Raw genomic sequence first — 17,958 nt, 5'->3', positions numbered from 1 at the left:
AATTCCAGTTAGCGAAATTTCGCTGAAAGCGTAATTTGTTTCAAAGGAAAAAAATTGAAATAAAATACGCAAGAGTCCGTCAAGGAATTTTTAGTATTTTTTTCACTATGCGTAGTTCGTATGGAATACATTGTACTTTTGGTGTACCAGAAATAGCATTATACGATGATCACCGAAAATTCCTCCCATTACGACCACCTCGAGCGGATGTCCGTTCACGAGTTGTTGACCAACATCAACAAAGAAGATCAGACCGTGCCGATGGCCGTTGAGCGAGCCATCCCGCAAATTGAAGCCCTGGTGACGGAAATTGTCAAACGGATGAAAGAGGGGGGCCGCCTGTTCTACATTGGCGCCGGAACCAGCGGCCGGCTGGGCGTAGTCGATGCCTCGGAGTGCCCGCCCACGTATGGGGTTTCGCCCGATTTGGTAATCGGCATTATCGCCGGGGGTGATCGCGCCATCAGGAGTGCCGTTGAGAATGCCGAAGATGATTCCGATCAGGCGTGGAAAGATTTACAGACCTACCACATCGAGCCGCTGGACACGCTGATCGGTATTGCCGCATCGGGCCGGACCCCCTACGTCATCGGCGGTTTGCAGCAAGCCCGCCAAGCCGGTCTTCTGACGGGATGCATTGTGTGCAACCCCGGTTCGGGCGTTGCCCGGGCGGCCGAATTCCCGGTGGAGGTCGTTGTGGGGCCGGAGTTTGTAACCGGCAGTACACGCATGAAATCCGGAACCGCGCAGAAACTGATTCTCAACATGGTTTCGACCGCGGTGATGATTCAATTGGGCCGGGTGAAGGGCAACAAAATGGTTGATATGCAACTGACCAACCACAAGCTGAAAATCCGGGCGGCCAACATGGTAATGAGCGAAACCGGGGTATCGCGGGAACGGGCGGACGAATTGCTGGCCAAATTCGGCAATGTGCGCAGCGCGATTCTAAACGTTAACTACAATCCGGAAGAATGAAAGCAATTTTTCAGGCAGAACTCCACCAACCGGCCCGCTACATCGATCTGGAAAAACCGGTGGCCGGGCCGGGCGAAGTCATCGTGCAGGTCAAAGCCGCAGCCATCAACCACCGGGACGTGTATGTGCAGCACGGTTTGTACCCTAAAATGCGATTGCCCGTGGTTCTGGGTTCCGATGGCTCCGGCGTGGTGATCGAATTGGGCGACGGCGTTGATCCGGCCTGGCAACAGCAGGAAGTCATCATCAACCCGGCCCTGAACTGGGGTTCCAATCCGGATTTTTACGGCCTGGATTTCAAAATCCTGGGCATGCCCGACAACGGCACGTTTGCCGAATACGTAAAAATCGACGCCCGGTATTTGCATCACAAACCGGCTCACCTTTCCTTCATACAGGCGGCTGCTCTGCCCCTGACGGGCTCAACTGCCTGGCGGGCCCTGATGACGCGGGCCAACCTTCAACCCAATCAGCGCGTGCTGATCACCGGGATTGGCGGAGGGGCGGCTCTGATCGCTCTGCAATTGGCCCGGGCCGCCGGAGCCGAAGTCTGGGTTACTTCCGGTTCGGCAGAAAAACTGCAACGGGCTCAGCAACTGGGCGCTACCGGCGGGGTGAACTACCGGGATGCGGATTGGGCCAAAACCCTGATGGAGAAAACCGGTGGCGGAAAAGGCGGTTTTTTTGACGTCATTATTGACAGCGCAGCCGGGCCGGGTTTTGCTAAACTGGTCGATGTGGCGGCACCGGGCGGACGGATCGTTTTTTACGGGGGCACTACCGGTAACATCACGGACGTAGTGCCGGCAAAAGTCTTCTTCAAACAATTGAACATTCACGGTACGACGATGGGCACGGAATCCGAATTTAGTGCGATGGTCCGGTTTGTCGACGAAAAGCACCTAATTCCGGTGGTGGATGAGGTGGTTCCGCTGGCGGATGCGGAACAGGCACTGCGGAAAGTAGAAAGCGGAAAACAGTTCGGCAAGCTGGTTCTGGCGGTTTCCTGAACTCCGTTTCGTACCAGAACGGATACTTCTTCGTGAATTTGGTAACCCCACCGCTTGGGTTCTGACATTTTTGGTCCTAGATTTCAGCCTCATTCCTAACCCCACCCATCGCGTATGCCTACGAAACGCCGGGATTTTTTAAAGCTGGCCGGACTGGCCGGTGCCGGATTAACCACGAGTCCGGCGAGCGCCGGGCTTATGCCGCCGACCGGGCTTCCACCCACCCGCAAGCAGGCATTCAATATGTCGGGATACGGTGCCGCTAAAATCGACACGGTTCGGATTGCTTACATCGGAATCGGAAACCGGGGCATGGGCGCCCTGCAACGCATCACCCACCTGGAGAACGTTGTGGTTCAGGCAATTTGCGACATTCGCCCGGAGCGCATTGATCAGGCAAAGCCGTTTTTCGAAAAAACCGCCTATCAGCCGACGTACTACAGCGGCAAGGCCGATGCCTGGAAAACCGTCTGTGACCGCAAGGACATTGACCTGATTTACATCTGCACGCCCTGGAATCTGCACGCACCGATGGCGTTGTACGCGATGGAGCAGGGCAAACACGTAGCCTGTGAGATTCCGATTGCCACGACCGTAGACGATTGCTGGAAACTGGTCGAAACCTCCGAGCGAACCCGGCGCCACTGCATGATGCTGGAAAACTGCTGTTATGACTTCTTCGAACTGCTCACGCTCAACATGGCGCGTCAGGGCTTTTTCGGTGAACTCGTCCACGTGGAAGGGGCTTATATTCACGACATTTTCGAGTCGTTCTTCGATAAAAGCAAGCGCTACGACCTGTGGCGGCTGAAAGAAAACCAGCGCAACGGCAATCTGTATCCAACGCACGGCTTGGGACCCATTGCGCAGGTGCTCGACATCAACCGGGGTGACCAGATGGACTACCTGGTTGCCATGTCCAGCCAGGATTTCATGATCAGTAAAAAAATTGACGAACTGGCCGCCCAGGACGCCGATTTTAAACCGTTTCGGGGAAAATCGTTTCGGGGCAACATGAATACGACCACCATCCGGACCAAAAAAGGCCGTACGATCATGCTCCAGCACGACGTCAGCTCTCCACGCCCCTACTCCCGGATTCACCTCATCAGCGGCACCAAGGCTTCGGCCCAGAAATATCCGCTGCCGGGTCGGATTTCGACGGGTCACGAATGGCTCTCGGAAAAGGAATACGGGGAACTGGAGCTAAAATACCAGCCGGAAATTGTTAAACGGGTGGGCGAACTCGCCAAGCAGGTGGGCGGCCACGGCGGCATGGACTTTTTGATGGACTGGCGGCTGATCGACTGCCTGCGCAACGGTTTGCCGCTGGATCAGGACGTGTACGATGCCGCGCTCTGGAGCAGCATTGGCCCGCTCAGCGAATGGTCGGTGGCGCACCGCTCCAACGCCATCGACGTACCGGATTTCACGGCCGGCTCCTGGAAAACCAACAAACCGGTCGACATCAGCCTGGCAACCGGCGGCACTACCCGCATCAAAAAGCCTTAAAAACCGGCGGGCGGTTTTTTACCGCGTCCGCTCAAAAGTATTCTTAGAACCGTACGAACCCAGTAGTCATGACCATTCAGATTTCAAAAACCGCCGAAGAACTTGGCGAACGGGCAGGCAAAATGGCGGCTGAATTGATCCGCCAGACGATTGCCAGCCGGGGACAGGCCAACATCATTCTGGCAACCGGCACCAGCCAGTTTGCGACCTTGCAACAACTCATTCAGGAAGACCTCGACTGGAGTCGGGTGGTCATGTTTCACCTCGATGAATACATCGGATTGCCGCTTTCGCATCCGGCCAGTTTTCGTAAATACCTCCAGGAGCGGTTTCTGGATCAGGTTCCGGCCCTGAAAGCCAGTTATCTGATCAGCGGGGAGGTCGATCCGCAGGCCGAAACGCAGCGTCTGGGCGATCTTATTCAGGCGCATCCGATCGACGTGGCGCTGGTGGGCATCGGTGAAAACGGTCACCTGGCGTTCAACGATCCGCCGGCTGATTTCGACACCGACGAACCGTATCTGATTGTTGATCTGGACGATGCGTGCCGACGCCAGCAATTCAACGAAGGCTGGTTTTCATCACTGGAGGCCGTTCCGGGTCAGGCCATCAGCATGTCGGTTCGGCAAATTATGAAATCGCGCCACATCATCTGTTCGGTGCCGGATGAACGCAAAGCGCAGGCCGTTAAAAATACGCTGGAGCACGCCATCAGTCCTCTTTTTCCGGCCAGTATTTTGCAGTCGCACCCGAATTGCCAACTCTATCTGGACGAGGCCGCGGCCCGGTTACTATCGGCGGAAACGACGCGCCACGCTGCCTGAAATCTGGTGGACCCAGCCCGAAAAAACCGCCCGGTTAACTGCTTGTATAATCAATGTTAACCCATTTCGCTTCCAATTGTTTGGACCGTTCCCTAAGTTTTTATTCTATAAAAAAGCTAAAACAGAGGGACTTATCCACATTTTCCTGTGGATAAGTCCTTACTTTTATACCATTTTTCCACATTCTGTGCTACAGCCAATCCGGTAAGCACTGCTTTAAAAAAGCTGACACCAAGGTGATAAGAGCTGAAAAAACCGTTCGGGAATTGCTGGAAAAACGCCGGGCGGCTGGCCTGCTCCGGTCGTTAAAAAAACCGACGGGCCTGATCGATTTCTGCTCCAACGATTATTTGGGACTGGCGCGTTCGGAGGAGTTGCGGCAGACGCTTGAGCAAGCCGCGCGGGCCTATTCACCGTTATTAAACGGTTCGACCGGGTCGCGGCTACTGGCCGGCAACTCGGCCCTAGCCGAAGAGCTGGAATCCGAAATTGCCTTTTTCCACGCTGCCGAAGCCGCCCTGGTTTTTAATTCGGGTTACGACGCCAATGTGGGTTTGCTGGCCAGCCTGCCGCAACGGGGCGATACGCTGCTCACGGATGAGCTGATTCACGCCAGCATGATCGACGGCGCGCGCCTGAGTGTGGCCAATCGCTTCAAATTCCGTCACAACGACCTAAACGACCTGGAAAATCGGTTGAAAAGCGCCACCGGAACGGTTTACGTGGCCATTGAATCGGTTTATTCGATGGACGGTGATCTGGCTCCCCTGCCCGAAATCGTTGAACTGTGCGAAACCTACGAAGCGGCTTTGCTGGTCGATGAAGCCCACGCAACGGGCGTTTTTGGTCCCAACGGCGTGGGGGTGGTTCAGTCCCTTGGTTTGCAAAACCGGGTGTTTGCGCGGATTCACACCTTTGGCAAAGCGCTGGGCGTTCACGGGGCGGTGGTGGTGGGCTCGGGGGCATTGCGCGATTTTCTGATTAATTTCGCCCGCTCGTTTGTGTATTCGACGGCTTTGCCTCCGCACAGTCTGCTGGCGATTCAGAGCGTGTACCGGTTTTTGCCGCAGAGCGAAGCGCTGATCCGCCGGCTGCACACCCTGCGCACCTATTTCCAGCAGCAGATTGACCAACGCCTGCCGCAAACAGAGTGGATTTCTGCCGACAGCCCGATTCTGGGCCTGCTGGTTCCGGGCAACGACGCCTGCCGCGCGGTGGCAGCGCAGCTTCAGCAAGCCGGTTTCGACATCCGGCCCATTGTGAGTCCGACGGTCCCGGCCGGTCGGGAGCGGCTCCGGATTTGCCTGCACGCCTTCAATTCCGAACCGGAAATTGATGCGCTGGTGCAGACGTTACAAAAATTAATTACGCATTCATGAGTCAGGCCCTACAAATGATCATTGCCGGTATCGGGACCGAAATTGGCAAAACCGTCGTCTCCGCCGTGGTGGTTGAAGCGTTGCAGGCCGATTACTGGAAACCGGTGCAATCCGGCGTGTCGGCCGATGCAGACGGCCCTGTTTCGGATACGGAAACCGTCCGGCAATTCATTTCAAACCCAAAGACCCGGTTTCATCCGGAAACCTACCGGCTCCGGGAACCTTTGTCGCCCCACGCGGCTGCCGCTATCGACGGCATTTCACTCTCTCTAGCCGAATTCAGGATTCCGAAAACCGACAACCACCTGGTGGTGGAACTGGCGGGCGGTTTACTCGTGCCGCTGAACGACCGGGATCTGAACATTGACCTGGTGCAACGGCTCCAGCTACCGGTTTTGCTGGTCTCCAAGCATTATCTGGGTAGCATCAATCACACGCTCCTGTCGGTGGAAGCGCTGCAACGGCGTGAAATTCCGGTGCTGGGACTGGTTTTTAACGGCCCCGAAACCCCGGCCTCCGAAGAATTCATCCTGAATTACACCGGTTTGCAGAGTTTCGGACGAATTGAATGGGCTGATCAGGTTGATCAGGAATTTGTGCGCCTGCATGCAGCCAGAATACGGAGTTTGCTGGAGGCAGGTCAGGTAGATAAAAGAAACCCGTAAAGTCTTAAAGACCTTGGGTTTTGTCAAACGCAACAAAGAGGGATTTACCGGAAGAAAATTATGGAAATTGAGAATAAAGGGACGTTAAATCAGCACGGAATTGAAGACGTTACGGGTTTGGATTTGGGTTTAGCCGAACGCGATAAAGCCGCGATCTGGCATCCCTTTACGCAAATGCAAACCGCTCCGCTCCCGATTCCGATTGTCCGGGGTCAGGGAACGCTTTTGTTTGGCGAAGACGGAACCACCTACATCGATGCGGTTTCGTCCTGGTGGGTAACGATTCACGGCCACAGCCATCCGTACATTGCCGAACGCATTTTCCAACAGCTTCAAACACTGGAGCACGTTATTTTTGCCGGTTTTACGCACCAGCCGGCCGTTGAACTGGCGGAGCGGTTGCTGGCGATTCTGCCCGCCAGCCAGCACAAAATCTTCTATTCGGACAACGGCTCGACGGCGGTGGAAGTGGCCCTCAAAATGGCGTTTCAGTATTGGCACAATACCGGAAAACCGCGTCGAAAAGTGATTGCGCTGGAAGGCGCTTACCACGGTGACACGTTCGGGGCGATGGCCGTCAGCGGACGAAGCGCATTCACGGCGCCGTTCGTGCCGTTTTTGTTCGATGTCGACTACATTCCGGCTCCGGTTCCGGGACAGGAACAAACCGCCCTGGACCAGTTACAGACCTTATTGAGCGAGGATGTGGCGGCTTTGATTGTCGAACCACTGGTGCAGGGTGCCGGCGGCATGGTCATGTACGAACCGGAAATCCTGGATCAGTTCATCAGCCGGGCCCGCCGTTTCGGCGCGCTGATCATTACCGACGAAGTGATGACCGGTTTTGGCCGAACGGGCAAACTGTTTGCGTCCCATTACCTCCGCCAGTCACCCGATCTGATGAGTTTGTCCAAAGGCCTGACGGGTGGAACGATGGCGCTGGGCGTGACGAGCTGTACGTCGGAAATCTACGACGCTTTTTTGTCGGAAGACAAACACAAGACCTTGTTTCATGGGCATTCGTTCACGGCCAACCCGCTGGCCTGCACGGCCGCGCTGGCGAGTCTTGATCTGCTGCTAAGCGCCGAAACGCAGGCTTCCATTCAGCGCATCAGCCAGCGGCATACCGATTTTGCGGAGCGGCTGCGGCAAAAACCGGGTGTGAAGAACGTCCGTCAGCACGGCACGATTCTGGCGTTTGATCTGGATTTTGACGGCCAAAACCGTTCATATTTCAACAACATCCGTGACGTTGCCTACCAGTTTCTGCTGAAGGAAGGTGTTCTGATGCGGCCGCTGGGCAATGTATTGTACATTTTTCCGCCGTATTGCATCACCGATGCGCAGTTAAATACGGTTTATGCCGCCATCGACACGTTGCTCCGGCACCTGAGCGAGTAGCCGTTACAAAGCGTACCACCGGATCAGCAAACCGCCCAGGATGGCGCCGATGAGGGGGCCAACGATGGGCACCCACGCATACCCCCAGCCGGACGAGCCTTTGCCCGGAATGGGCAGTAGCGCATGCGCAATGCGCGGACCCAGATCGCGGGCGGGATTGATGGCGTAACCGGTGGTACCGCCCAGGGAAAGGCCGATGCTCCAGACCAGCACCCCGACCAGATACGGGCCCAACCCAATAGCGATCGTTCCGAGTGCTTTGGCCGAAATGCCGGCAATGCCGATGATCAGCGCCAGCGTCCCGATGACTTCACTGATGACGTTGCCTACCGGATTGGCGATGGCTGGATCGGTGGAAAAAACCGCCAGCTTGGCCCCCGGATCGGGCGTGGCAGCCCAGTGAGGCAGGTAGTTCAGCCAGACCAGCACCGCGCCCAGAAAGGCCCCGATGAGTTGCGCCGGGATGTAGCTGGCAAGATTGCTGTAATCGCCCGTCGCCACGGCAAACGCCACGGTGACCGCCGGATTCAGGTGTGCATCAATGCTGCCGAAGACTTTGGCCACGAAAACACCCATCGTTACGGCAAACGCCCAACCCGTGGTGATGACAATCCAGCCGGATGCTTCGCCTTTGGTGCGCTTCAGCACCACATTCGCGACCACGCCGTCGCCTAGCAAAAGCAAGACCATCGTACCAATTAGTTCGCCAAGGAAGGGAGAAAGCTGCATAGAAAAAGGAAGAGTTTAGGAAACCTGATAAGTCAATAAAATATTCGTTCTGTTATAAAGCCGCCAATATACAGGAATTTTATTACTTACTTCATAGTAAACTCCTAAGCAAATTATGAGTTCTTTTACGATTCTGAGGGTGGTTCCATTACCTTTGCCTTTTCTTTTTCGTTATGCAACTCTCCGCGCTTTCCGCCATTTCACCCATCGACGGTCGTTATCGCCGTCAAACCGAATCGCTGGCTCCTTATTTCTCCGAGTGGGGCTTGATTCGTTACCGCATCCGGATTGAGATTGAGTATTTTATCGATCTCTGCGAACTGCCGCTGCCCCAGTTGAAAGGCGTCGATCAGGCGGTTTTTCCGAAACTGCGGGCGCTGTACGAGAACTTCACGGAAGCCGATGCGCTGCGGATCAAGGAAATTGAGCGCGAAACCAACCACGACGTGAAAGCCGTCGAATACTTTATCAAGGAAAAACTTGCCGATCTGAACATTGCCGATCACCTGGAATTCATTCACTTCGGCCTGACCTCGCAGGACATCAACAACACGGCCACTCCGCTGCTGCTGAGCGATGCGCTCGAGATTGAAATTGAGCCGCAGTACCGGGCGGTTTTTGTCAAATTGCAGCAATTGGCCGAGCAATGGAAAACCGTGCCGATGCTGGCCCGCACCCACGGTCAGCCGGCTTCTCCCACGCGCCTGGGAAAAGAAATTCTGGTGTTTTGCGAACGGATTGAAAAGCAGCTTTACATGCTTTCCGACATTCCGGTATCGGCCAAATTTGGCGGGGCCACCGGCAATTTCAACGCCCACCACCTTGCGTATCCGGACATTGACTGGAAATCGTTCGGAGACGACTTTGCCGAGAAGCTGGGGCTGGAACGCAGCCAGCACACCACCCAGATCGAGCACTACGATATGCTGGCGGCCACACTCGACGCGTTCAAACGGCTGAATACGATTTTGATCGACCTCAACCGCGATATGTGGACGTACATTTCGATGAATTACTTCAAGCAGCAGATCAAAGCGGGTGAAGTCGGTTCGTCGGCCATGCCGCACAAGGTCAATCCCATTGATTTTGAAAATTCAGAGGGCAATCTGGGCATCGCCAACGCCCTGTTCGAGCACCTGTCGGCCAAATTGCCGATTTCGCGGCTGCAACGCGACCTGACCGACTCGACGGTTTTGCGCAACCTCGGTGTTCCGTTTGCCCATTCCCTGATCGCACTGAAATCGCTGTTGAAAGGTCTTGGAAAACTGCAACTGAACGAAGCCGCCATTCAGGCGGATTTAGAGGAAAACTGGGCCGTAGTGGCCGAAGGCATCCAGACCATTCTTCGGCGCGAGGGGTATCCAAAACCGTACGAAGCCCTAAAGGATTTGACCCGCACGAACGAAAAAATCACCGCCGAAACCATGGCCAGGTTTATCGACGGTTTAAACATTTCGGACCAGGTGAAAACGGAGTTGCGGGCCATTACGCCGTATTCGTATACGGGTATTTAAGCGTTTGAACGAGCAAAACCTATAAGAAAGCCTCATAGGTTTGAATACGATCCGTTCGAAAAATTTACGCCTTCGACAACTCCGTGGCCCGAACCTGAGCGGCTTTGATGCCCGCGATCAGCGTATCGGCCAGTTCGCCTTCTTCAAACCGCTTCAACGCGGCTTCGGTCGTACCGCCCTTGGAAGCCACGGCTTTGATCAGGTCGTCCAGTGATTTGTCGGCGGTATTGATCAGGTGAAACGCGCCCAGCATCGTTTGTTTCACCAGCAGCGAAGCGACCGCATCGTCGAATCCCATTTGCTTGCCGGCTTCCACCATCGCTTTGACGAGGTAATAAAAGTAAGCCGGGCCGCTGCCGCTGAGCGCCGTTACGGCATCCAGCAGCGCTTCGTCTTCCAGAAAAATCGACCGGCCCGTGGCATTGATCAGGTTTTCGACTTTGCGCAAATTGGTTAGATCCACTTCTTTAGCCGCCGTAAAGCCGGTAATGCCCATGCCCAGCATCGCGGGCGTATTCGGCATCGCCCGAATCACCAGCCGGTGGTTCAGTTTTTCCTGAATGGTGGCAATCGGAATCCCCGCCATAATGGATAAAACCGCCTGCTGCGGCTGAATAGCCTCCCGGAGAGCCTCCTGTAAACTGCTGAAATCCTGGGGCTTGACCGATAAAATGATCAAATCGGCTTCCGCAATACGGGAGCTGATCGTATCGACCACCACACCGGCTTTCTCGGCTTTTAAGGCGTCGGAGCGTTCGGTACTTTTTTCGATGAGCAGCAGGTCTTCTTTTTTGACCAGATCATACTGCAAAAACGACTTGGCAAACGCCATTCCCATGTTGCCGCAGCCGACAATTGCAATTTTCATTTTGATTAGGAGGTTACGGTATACGGTTTTCCGTTTACGGTTTTCGGTGGGCTGACGCCTTCAGCGTTCAACATTCGTTATTCATTATTCGCCATTGACCAATGTTGTGCGTCAGCGACTGAAAACCGTATACCGAAAACCGTAAACGTTTACTTACTTATTCAGAATTTCACCCAGTTTTTGTTCCAGCGCCTGGCCGCGCAGGTTCTTGGCGATGATTTTCCCTTCTTTGTCCAGCAAAAAGGTGGTCGGAATAACCTGAATCGAATATTGAAGCGCAACGGGCGAACTGCCGTTCTTTTTGCCTAACACGTTCGTCCAGATCATGCCATCGGTTTCGACGGCTTTCAGCCACTTGTCCCGACTATCGTCGAGCGAAACGCTGAACACCTCAAATCCCTGGTCTTTGTACTTGTTGTACACCCGAACCACATTGGGATTTTCCTGGCGGCATGGTCCACACCACGACGCCCAGAAGTCGATCAGAACGTATTTACCCCGCAGCGACGACAGACTAACCGCCTGTCCCTTCGAGTCTTCCAGCGTAATATCCGGAGCAGTTGCGCCTTCCACAATTGCCACCTGATTGGCCTGAGCGCTCATTTCCGCCTTGGTCATGGTCACAAAATTGATGAACGCCCGGGCCTGTTTGCCGCTGACATTGGCCTGCTGCATTTTTTGCGCCAGCGATTCATACAGCGCAAAGTGTTCTTTGGGGTCCAGGTATTTCAACGCAATCATGGCCACACTCGAGGTGCCCATTTGCGGAATCATGGCCTTGACGGTTTGGATCACTTCCTGATTCGCAACGACCACTTCCTGATCGATGGCCTGTCCGGTTTTCAGGTCATTTTTTTCGGCCGCCTTGGCAGCGCGTTTCTGCCAGTCTTTGTGTTTTTCCCGCATCCGGGTGTCGATGGCCACAATTTTCGGATAAAATTCCATGTTAACGGACCCGCTGACCCGGAGCTTGTTTTTATCGTTGGCATCGGCCGTAACCGCCAGGTTTTCACCGCCTTCGACGAGCAGACTGGTCGTCTGTTCGTTGGCCAGATTCAGTTTGTAGAAGCTGCCGCCATTGATTTCGCGTCCTTTCAGGGCAAATTTTCCGGCCGCATCGATCTGCACGGAATCGATTTTTTTTGAAAGCTGCTCGTTTGTTTCCAGATACGCTTTACTGCCCGGTTTTGCGTTTTGAAACGTGCCGCTCACCGTAAATTCTTTCCCGGAATCCTGCGCCAAAACCGCCCACGGCAAGGCCAGACCCACGAGAGCAACGAAACCAATCCGATTTTTTTTCATCTTACCTGCGATTTATAAGGGAGAAGACAACGCTTTTTGCAGCAATTCGTTGGTCAGTTTGGGGTCGGCGCTGCCCTTCGATTTTTTCATGACTTCGCCAACGAACAAACCCAGCAGCCCTTTTTTACCCTTTTTGTATTCTTTTACTTTGTCGGGCCAGGCTGCCAGCACCTCATCTACCAACGTTTGCAAAGCATCGGTATTGCTGTTTTGCAGCAAATTCTGTTCCTGCGCCACCTGCTCCGGCGATTTCTGCGGCTGTTCGATCAAAACCGGAAAAATCCGCTGGCTGGCCGTTGAGAAACTGACCTTTCCGGAATCGACCAGATTGATCAGGCCGGCCAGTTTGTCGGCCGAAACCGGAAACTGCCCGTCGCGCAGTGTTTTTTCGCTCAACTGCGCTTTCACCGGTCCCATAATCCAGTTGGAAACCGCCTTATAATGGGTCGTTTTCTGGCTAACGGCTTCAAAATAATTCGCCAGTTCTTTTACGTCCGCCAGCAGAGCCGCGTCGTATTCGGGCAGACCGTACTGGTTGAGCAGCGTTTCGTACCGCTCTTTCGGCAAGGCGGGCATTCTGGTACGGATATCGGCCAGCCATTCGTCCGAAATGATCACCGGGCTCAGATCCGGATCGGGAAAATACCGGTAATCATTCATGGTTTCCTTCATCCGCATCCCGTGGGTCAAACCGGTGTTGGCGTCGAACATGCGGGTTTCCTGCACAATTGTTCCGCCCTTTTCAATTGTATCGATCTGCCGCCGAAGCTCGGTTTCAATGGCCCGCTGCACGTTGCGGATGGAGTTCATGTTCTTGATTTCCACCTTGGTCCCGAACGCGGGTGCCCCCCACAGCCGCACCGAAATGTTGACATCACAGCGCAGGGAACCTTCCTCCATGTTGCCATCGCAAATGTCGAGATACCGCACCAGCCGCCGGACTTCGGTCAGGTAGGCAGCCGCTTCTTCCGCACTTTGAATCACGGGGTCGGTCACCATCTCGATCAGGGGCGTTCCGGCGCGGTTATAGTCCAGCAGCGTGTTCCAGTCGCTGTCGTGAATGCTCTTGCCGGCATCTTCTTCCAGGTGAATGTGGTGCAGCTGAACCGCCTTTTCGACGGTCTGGCCGCTGGCGTCCTTGAACTTAACCGGAATATTTCCCCCCACGCAAACCGGCGTTTTGTCCTGCGAAAGCTGGTATCCTTTCGGTAGGTCGGGATAAAAGTAGTTTTTCCGGGCAAAAACCGTGTATTGCGTAATGGCCGACTGACAGGCCAGTCCCATGCGGACCGCCAGTTCAACGGCTTTGCGGTTGAGTTTCGGCAAGGTTCCCGGATGGCCCAGCGTGATTACGCTGATGTTGGTATTCGGTTCGCTGCCAAACTGATTGGAATCGGCGGCAAAGATTTTTGTTGCCGTCAGAAGCTGGCAGTGCACTTCCAGACCAATAACCAGCTCGTATTTTGCCAGCACCTCCTCGGATACCGCCTTTTCAGCCGTTTCAGAAACCATAAACGTGGGTTGTAGTGAGTTGCGGTTTTCAGTTTACGGTTTCGCCCGGCCGCCGGAGCGGTGCGGTTTCTCGCCGGGACTGACGTTCGTGGAAAACCGTGCGTTAGCCACAGTAAACCGAAAACCGTATACTGAAAACCGTCCCTTTTTCGCCCGCAAAGATACGGTTAAAATCGCATTTCACTATTCAGGGGACTACTTGGAAAAAACCGCTTTCTGTTGAACAATTTCCAGAGAAACCGTGACAAAAAACACAACTTTCGGGAAGGCTATTGAGTGGTAACAAATTGTCTGTAAATACTTTATAAATTTAGTTGTTGCTACATCATTTCGCTGTAGGCAGACTTTGTCCGATCAGGTAGTTGCACGTTGTCCATTTATTAAAATTTAATACAACCATGAAAAGAGAAATTTACAAACCCAGGAATCCGAAAAAGAGCCTGCTGACGCTGGCGTTGGCTGGTCTGTTGTCTATTTATTCGGCGAAAGCGCAGACCCTCGAAACCGGCTCTGAAAAACCGGGTGAAACGCCCACGCTCCAACTGGCTTTTCACGAGATTGGTACTCTGAAATTCCGGCTGGAAGTCACCCGACCGTTGACGCTGCTGCACGACAACATCGATATTTTTATTCTGAGCGACGACCGGCAAATTCTGCACGCCAGCAAGTATTCGCACCACGAACTCCGCGTCACGACCTTCGACCTCTCGACCTTGCAGGACGGCACGTACCGTTTTGAAGTTCGTTCGGGGGATCAGCGGATCGCGCAGTTGTTCGACATCAAAACCAGGCTGAAACGCGTGGTGCTGGACCGGAATTAAGCGATTTCATGAAAACGGCCCCGATGCTGCGCATCGGGGCCGTTTGTTTTCGGGGTGTGCATTGTAACCCGAATCGTTTCAGTACCGCAATCAATGAGCAGTTTACGTCCAGCTCCACCGAAACCGCATGTAGGTCTGCGCCAGCAAGGCAATTTTTTTCAAATCCGGCACCCGAATCCGTTCCTCCTGAATCCGGGAAGCCGGAATCTGCTTGATTTTGTTGAAAAGCGTCTGGTAATACGTATAGGCCAGATGAACCCCCATGCGCGCCCCCCGGGGCAGCCGCAGAATACCCGCGTAGGCTTCGTCGAAATCGTTCTGGATATCGGCTTCAATCATTCGTTTCGCATCCTTGGTGAAGTCGTTGAAATTGACGCCCGGAAAATAAATCCGGCCCCGATCGACGAAATCGCTCTTGAGATCACGCAGGAAATTGACTTTCTGAAAAGCCGCCCCCAGCTTCCGCGCCGGTTCTTCCAGCCGGTCGAACATGGCCCGGTCGCCTTCGCAAAACACCCGCAGACACATCAGCCCCACCACCTCGGCCGAGCCGAAAATGTATTCCTGGTAGCGGTTCTGGTTGTATTCATTGACGTACAAATCCATTTCCATACTTCTCAGAAAGGCATCGATCAGTTTCCGCTCAATACCGTATTCTTTAACAACCCACTGGAATGCGTGCAGAATCGGGTTCAGGCTGATGCCGTCCCGGAGGGCTTCGTCGGTATCAGCCTTGAATTTGTCCAGCAAATACTTCTGGTCGTACTCGTAAAACGTGTCCACAATTTCGTCGGCATACCGGACAAAACCGTAGACGGCGTAAATCGGAAAATGAAATTTACGGTCTAACGTTTTAATTCCCAGCGTGAATGAAGTGCTGTAGTGTTCGGTGATCAGCTTGCTGCATTCTACCGCGGTTCGATTGAATAACTCGATCATAGTGGATTAGTTGCTGGGCTGCCTCCGGGCCTGCGGGCCACGGCACAGCTATTCATTGTTTCATTTCAAGAACCGTTTCCTAGCCAAATTCTTTCGCTACTTCGTCGGCCACCACCAGTCCGGAGATCAGCGAGGGCGGCACCCCCGGCCCGGGCACCGTCAATTGGCCCGTGTAAAACAAGTTGTTCACCCGTTTGTTCTTCAGGCCCGGTTTCAGGATGGCCGTTTGCCGCAACGTATTCGCCAGCCCGTAGGCATTGCCCCGAAAGGCGTGATAATCAGCGACAAAATTGCTGTGGGCGTAACTCCGCTTAAAAATGACGTGATCGCGGATGGGTTCGCCCACATAGTTTTCCAGCCGGTCCATCACCAGATTGTAATACCGTTCGCGCGTTTCGTCCGGATCGTCCAGGTCCGGGGCCACCGGAATCAGAATAAACAGATTTTCCATGCCGGCCGGCGCCACACTCGAGTCGGTTTTGGACGGCGCCGAAACGTAAAATAAGGGTTTGGTCGGCCACTGCGGTTTTTCGTAAATCTCGCGCGCGTGCAGCCCGAAATCTTCGTCGAAAAACAGGTTATGGTGCTGCAAACGCGGCACCCGCTTGGTAACGCCCAGGTAAAACAGCAACGACGACGGCGCCAGCACCCGGCTTTTCCAGTAGCGATCGTCGTAGTTGCGGTATTCGGGAGCCAGTAATTTACTGTCGACGTGCTGGTAGTCGGCTCCGGCCACCACTACATCGGCGTCGAAAACGCCCTGGTACGTTTCGACCTTGTTGGCAATACCATTTGTTACACCTATTTGTTTAACCGGATGGTTCAATACTATCCTGACGCCTTTTTCTTCGGCCAGTTTTACCATCGCTTTCACAATTTCGTGCATCCCGCCCATCGGATACCAGGTTCCCATCGAAATTTCGGCGTAGTTCATCAAACTGTACATCGCCGGGGTATTCTGGGGCGTCGCGCCGAGAAACAGAATCGGAAATTCCATCAGCTGCAGCAGCCGCTCGTTGCTGAAATACTTCCGAACGTGGCTGGAAAACGATTGAAAAACGTCCAGCCGCAGCACGTCCCGCAGCAGTTTCAGGCTTACAAACTCCGACACCCGCCGACTCGGTTTCCAGACGAACTGATTGATGCCCACCTCGTATTTATAAGCCGCCTGTTTTAGAAAATCCAGCAACCGCCCACTGGCGCCCGGTTCCATTTCTTCAAAAACCGCCTGTAGCTGCTCCAGACCAGCCGGTAGCTGAACCGTGTCATCAGGCCCGAAAATAACGGCGTACGACGGATCAAGCCGGACAAGTTGGTAATAATCGGACGGTTTTTTACCAAACCGACCAAAATACGTTTCAAAAACATCGGGCATCCAGTACCAGCTGGGACCCATGTCAAACGTAAAGCCGTCTTGCTGAAACATCCGCGCCCGGCCACCCGCCTGCGCGTTTTTTTCCAGCACCGTCACGTCAAACCCTTTGTCGGCCAGACTCGTAGCCGCCGACAAACCGGCAAAACCGGCTCCAATAACAATTACTTTTTTAGCCATATACGCAGATTAACCCCAGCCCGAAAGGCTATAGTCGGGTAATAAACACAAAAAAGACGGATTGAAAAATCCGCCCTGATCCAAACCAAAAAAGTTAGACGGAAACCATCTAACTTTTCGGAACCTTCCTCTTTTTTAACCAAAAACTACTCAATCAAATGTCGTTTGAAACCGGAGAAGTAAGACAAGCGCCAATAGAAGGTATTCTTTGATCGGCTGTCTTACTTCTCCCGGTTTTGTTAGCCCTGATAAGCGTATACTTTCAGTTTGTCTTTCAGTTCTTTGCGGGCAATGTGGATGCGGTTTTTAACCGTTCCGATGGGGATATCCAGCCGCGCGGCAATTTCGTGGTATTTAAAACCCCGGAAGTGCATCATAAACGGCGTCCGGTACGTGTCGTCCAGACCGTTCACCGCCCGGTTGATGTCATCCTGAGCGAACGACGAGTACGCCAGGTTGTCGGTGCTGCTTTCCGTTGAGTTAATGTAGTGCAGATTGTCCGTCGTATCGATGAACGTATTTTTCCGCACCATGCGTTGGTAGTTTGTGATGAAGGTATTTTTCATGATGGTATACAACCACGCTTTCAGGTTCGTACCATCCGTATATTTATCACGATTCGTGAAGGCTTTCAATAAGGTGTCCTGCAGTAAGTCGTTTGCGTCTTCAACATCTTTCGTCAAACGCAGAGCAAAGGGCTTCAGCGACTTAGAAACTTTTCCGATGTTGTAGGTAAATTCAAGTGCTGTCATGATTTATAAGTCGTTAAGTCGTTATTGTTGAACCAAGTCTGATATCCATTAGACAACAATGCAACCAAAACAGCTCCTTTTATAATTTACCCTTCGCCACGTTTTTCAAATCACTGACAGACAGACATTTATAAAATATCCTTCGAGGAAACGGGACGAGTGTGCCAACTGGTGTCAAAGAACGAATTGTGGAAGATTTA

General features: G+C 53.6%; 16 protein-coding genes. 9 read left to right on the top strand and 7 right to left on the bottom strand.

Annotated features, from left to right (window positions below; translation table 11 throughout):
- The first annotated feature begins 165 nt into the window (after positions 1-165).
- The 7 genes from murQ to bioA all read left to right on the top strand — a co-directional run bounded on the left by murQ (position 166) and on the right by bioA (position 7,769).
- The gene (gene murQ, locus ACYVHX_RS20265) at positions 166-978 is read left to right on the top strand and encodes an N-acetylmuramic acid 6-phosphate etherase (protein WP_460673509.1); all 813 of its coding nucleotides are present in this window, start codon (positions 166-168) and stop codon (positions 976-978) included.
- Positions 975-1,988: a zinc-binding dehydrogenase gene (locus ACYVHX_RS20260; RefSeq protein WP_460673508.1), complete on the top strand. Its 1,014-nt coding sequence runs from the start codon at positions 975-977 to the stop codon at positions 1,986-1,988. The genes murQ and ACYVHX_RS20260 overlap by 4 nt, the downstream gene beginning before the upstream one ends.
- 114 nt (positions 1,989-2,102) lie before the next feature.
- Positions 2,103-3,500 (top strand): Gfo/Idh/MocA family protein, encoded by a 1,398-nt coding sequence (locus tag ACYVHX_RS20255; RefSeq protein ID WP_460673507.1) that lies wholly within the window; start codon positions 2,103-2,105, stop codon positions 3,498-3,500.
- 68 nt (positions 3,501-3,568) lie between these two features.
- The gene (locus ACYVHX_RS20250) at positions 3,569-4,324 is read left to right on the top strand and encodes a glucosamine-6-phosphate deaminase (protein WP_460673506.1); all 756 of its coding nucleotides are present in this window, start codon (positions 3,569-3,571) and stop codon (positions 4,322-4,324) included.
- A gap of 236 nt (positions 4,325-4,560) precedes the next feature.
- Complete coding sequence (locus ACYVHX_RS20245; protein ID WP_460673505.1) at positions 4,561-5,703, top strand: aminotransferase class I/II-fold pyridoxal phosphate-dependent enzyme; 1,143 nt, start codon at positions 4,561-4,563, stop codon at positions 5,701-5,703.
- A complete protein-coding gene (gene bioD / locus ACYVHX_RS20240; protein ID WP_460673504.1) occupies positions 5,700-6,368 on the top strand; it encodes a dethiobiotin synthase in 669 nt (222 codons plus the stop codon). Before ACYVHX_RS20245 ends, bioD begins: the two co-directional genes overlap by 4 nt.
- A gap of 60 nt (positions 6,369-6,428) precedes the next feature.
- The gene (gene bioA / locus ACYVHX_RS20235) at positions 6,429-7,769 is read left to right on the top strand and encodes an adenosylmethionine--8-amino-7-oxononanoate transaminase (protein ID WP_460673503.1); all 1,341 of its coding nucleotides are present in this window, start codon (positions 6,429-6,431) and stop codon (positions 7,767-7,769) included.
- A 3-nt stretch (positions 7,770-7,772) separates the two neighbouring features.
- On the opposite strand, the gene ACYVHX_RS20230 is transcribed toward bioA, so the two are convergent.
- A complete protein-coding gene (locus tag ACYVHX_RS20230) occupies positions 7,773-8,498 on the bottom strand; it encodes an MIP/aquaporin family protein (protein ID WP_460673502.1) in 726 nt (241 codons plus the stop codon).
- Between the two features lie 173 nt (positions 8,499-8,671).
- Here ACYVHX_RS20230 and purB point away from each other — a divergent pair, with 173 nt between their 5' ends.
- Positions 8,672-10,012 carry an adenylosuccinate lyase gene (gene purB / locus ACYVHX_RS20225; protein WP_460673501.1) on the top strand — a complete coding sequence of 447 codons (1,341 nt, stop codon included), beginning with the start codon at positions 8,672-8,674 and terminating at the stop codon, positions 10,010-10,012.
- A gap of 64 nt (positions 10,013-10,076) precedes the next feature.
- On the opposite strand, the gene proC is transcribed toward purB, so the two are convergent.
- From proC to gatB, 3 genes are all read right to left on the bottom strand, one after another.
- The gene (gene proC / locus ACYVHX_RS20220) at positions 10,077-10,880 is read right to left on the bottom strand and encodes a pyrroline-5-carboxylate reductase (RefSeq protein WP_460673500.1); all 804 of its coding nucleotides are present in this window, start codon (positions 10,878-10,880) and stop codon (positions 10,077-10,079) included.
- Positions 10,881-11,033: 153 nt separating this feature from the next.
- Positions 11,034-12,182, bottom strand: a complete 1,149-nt coding sequence (locus ACYVHX_RS20215) for a redoxin domain-containing protein (RefSeq protein ID WP_460673499.1) — start codon at positions 12,180-12,182, stop codon at positions 11,034-11,036.
- Positions 12,183-12,194: 12 nt separating this feature from the next.
- Positions 12,195-13,694, bottom strand: a complete 1,500-nt coding sequence (gatB, locus tag ACYVHX_RS20210; protein ID WP_460673498.1) for an Asp-tRNA(Asn)/Glu-tRNA(Gln) amidotransferase subunit GatB — start codon at positions 13,692-13,694, stop codon at positions 12,195-12,197.
- A 398-nt stretch (positions 13,695-14,092) separates the two neighbouring features.
- Between gatB and ACYVHX_RS20205 the strand changes: the two genes are divergently transcribed.
- Entirely contained in the window at positions 14,093-14,515 is a 423-nt protein-coding gene (locus ACYVHX_RS20205; protein WP_460673497.1) for a hypothetical protein, read from the top strand.
- Positions 14,516-14,617: 102 nt separating this feature from the next.
- Here the strand turns inward: ACYVHX_RS20205 and ACYVHX_RS20200 are convergent, their stop codons facing one another.
- The 3 genes from ACYVHX_RS20200 to ACYVHX_RS20190 form a co-directional block, all read right to left on the bottom strand.
- Positions 14,618-15,454, bottom strand: coding sequence for a phytoene/squalene synthase family protein (locus ACYVHX_RS20200; RefSeq protein ID WP_460673496.1), 837 nt, complete (start codon positions 15,452-15,454; stop codon positions 14,618-14,620).
- 79 nt (positions 15,455-15,533) lie between these two features.
- Entirely contained in the window at positions 15,534-17,006 is a 1,473-nt protein-coding gene (locus ACYVHX_RS20195) for a phytoene desaturase family protein (RefSeq protein ID WP_460673495.1), read from the bottom strand.
- A 239-nt stretch (positions 17,007-17,245) separates the two neighbouring features.
- A complete protein-coding gene (locus ACYVHX_RS20190) occupies positions 17,246-17,758 on the bottom strand; it encodes an RNA polymerase sigma factor (RefSeq protein WP_134031778.1) in 513 nt (170 codons plus the stop codon).
- Positions 17,759-17,958: the final 200 nt, after the last annotated feature.

This window comes from Larkinella ripae (genome assembly GCF_054780775.1).
The sequence above is the reverse complement of the archived record's forward strand: the minus strand, read 5'-3'. Positions and strand labels throughout refer to the sequence as shown.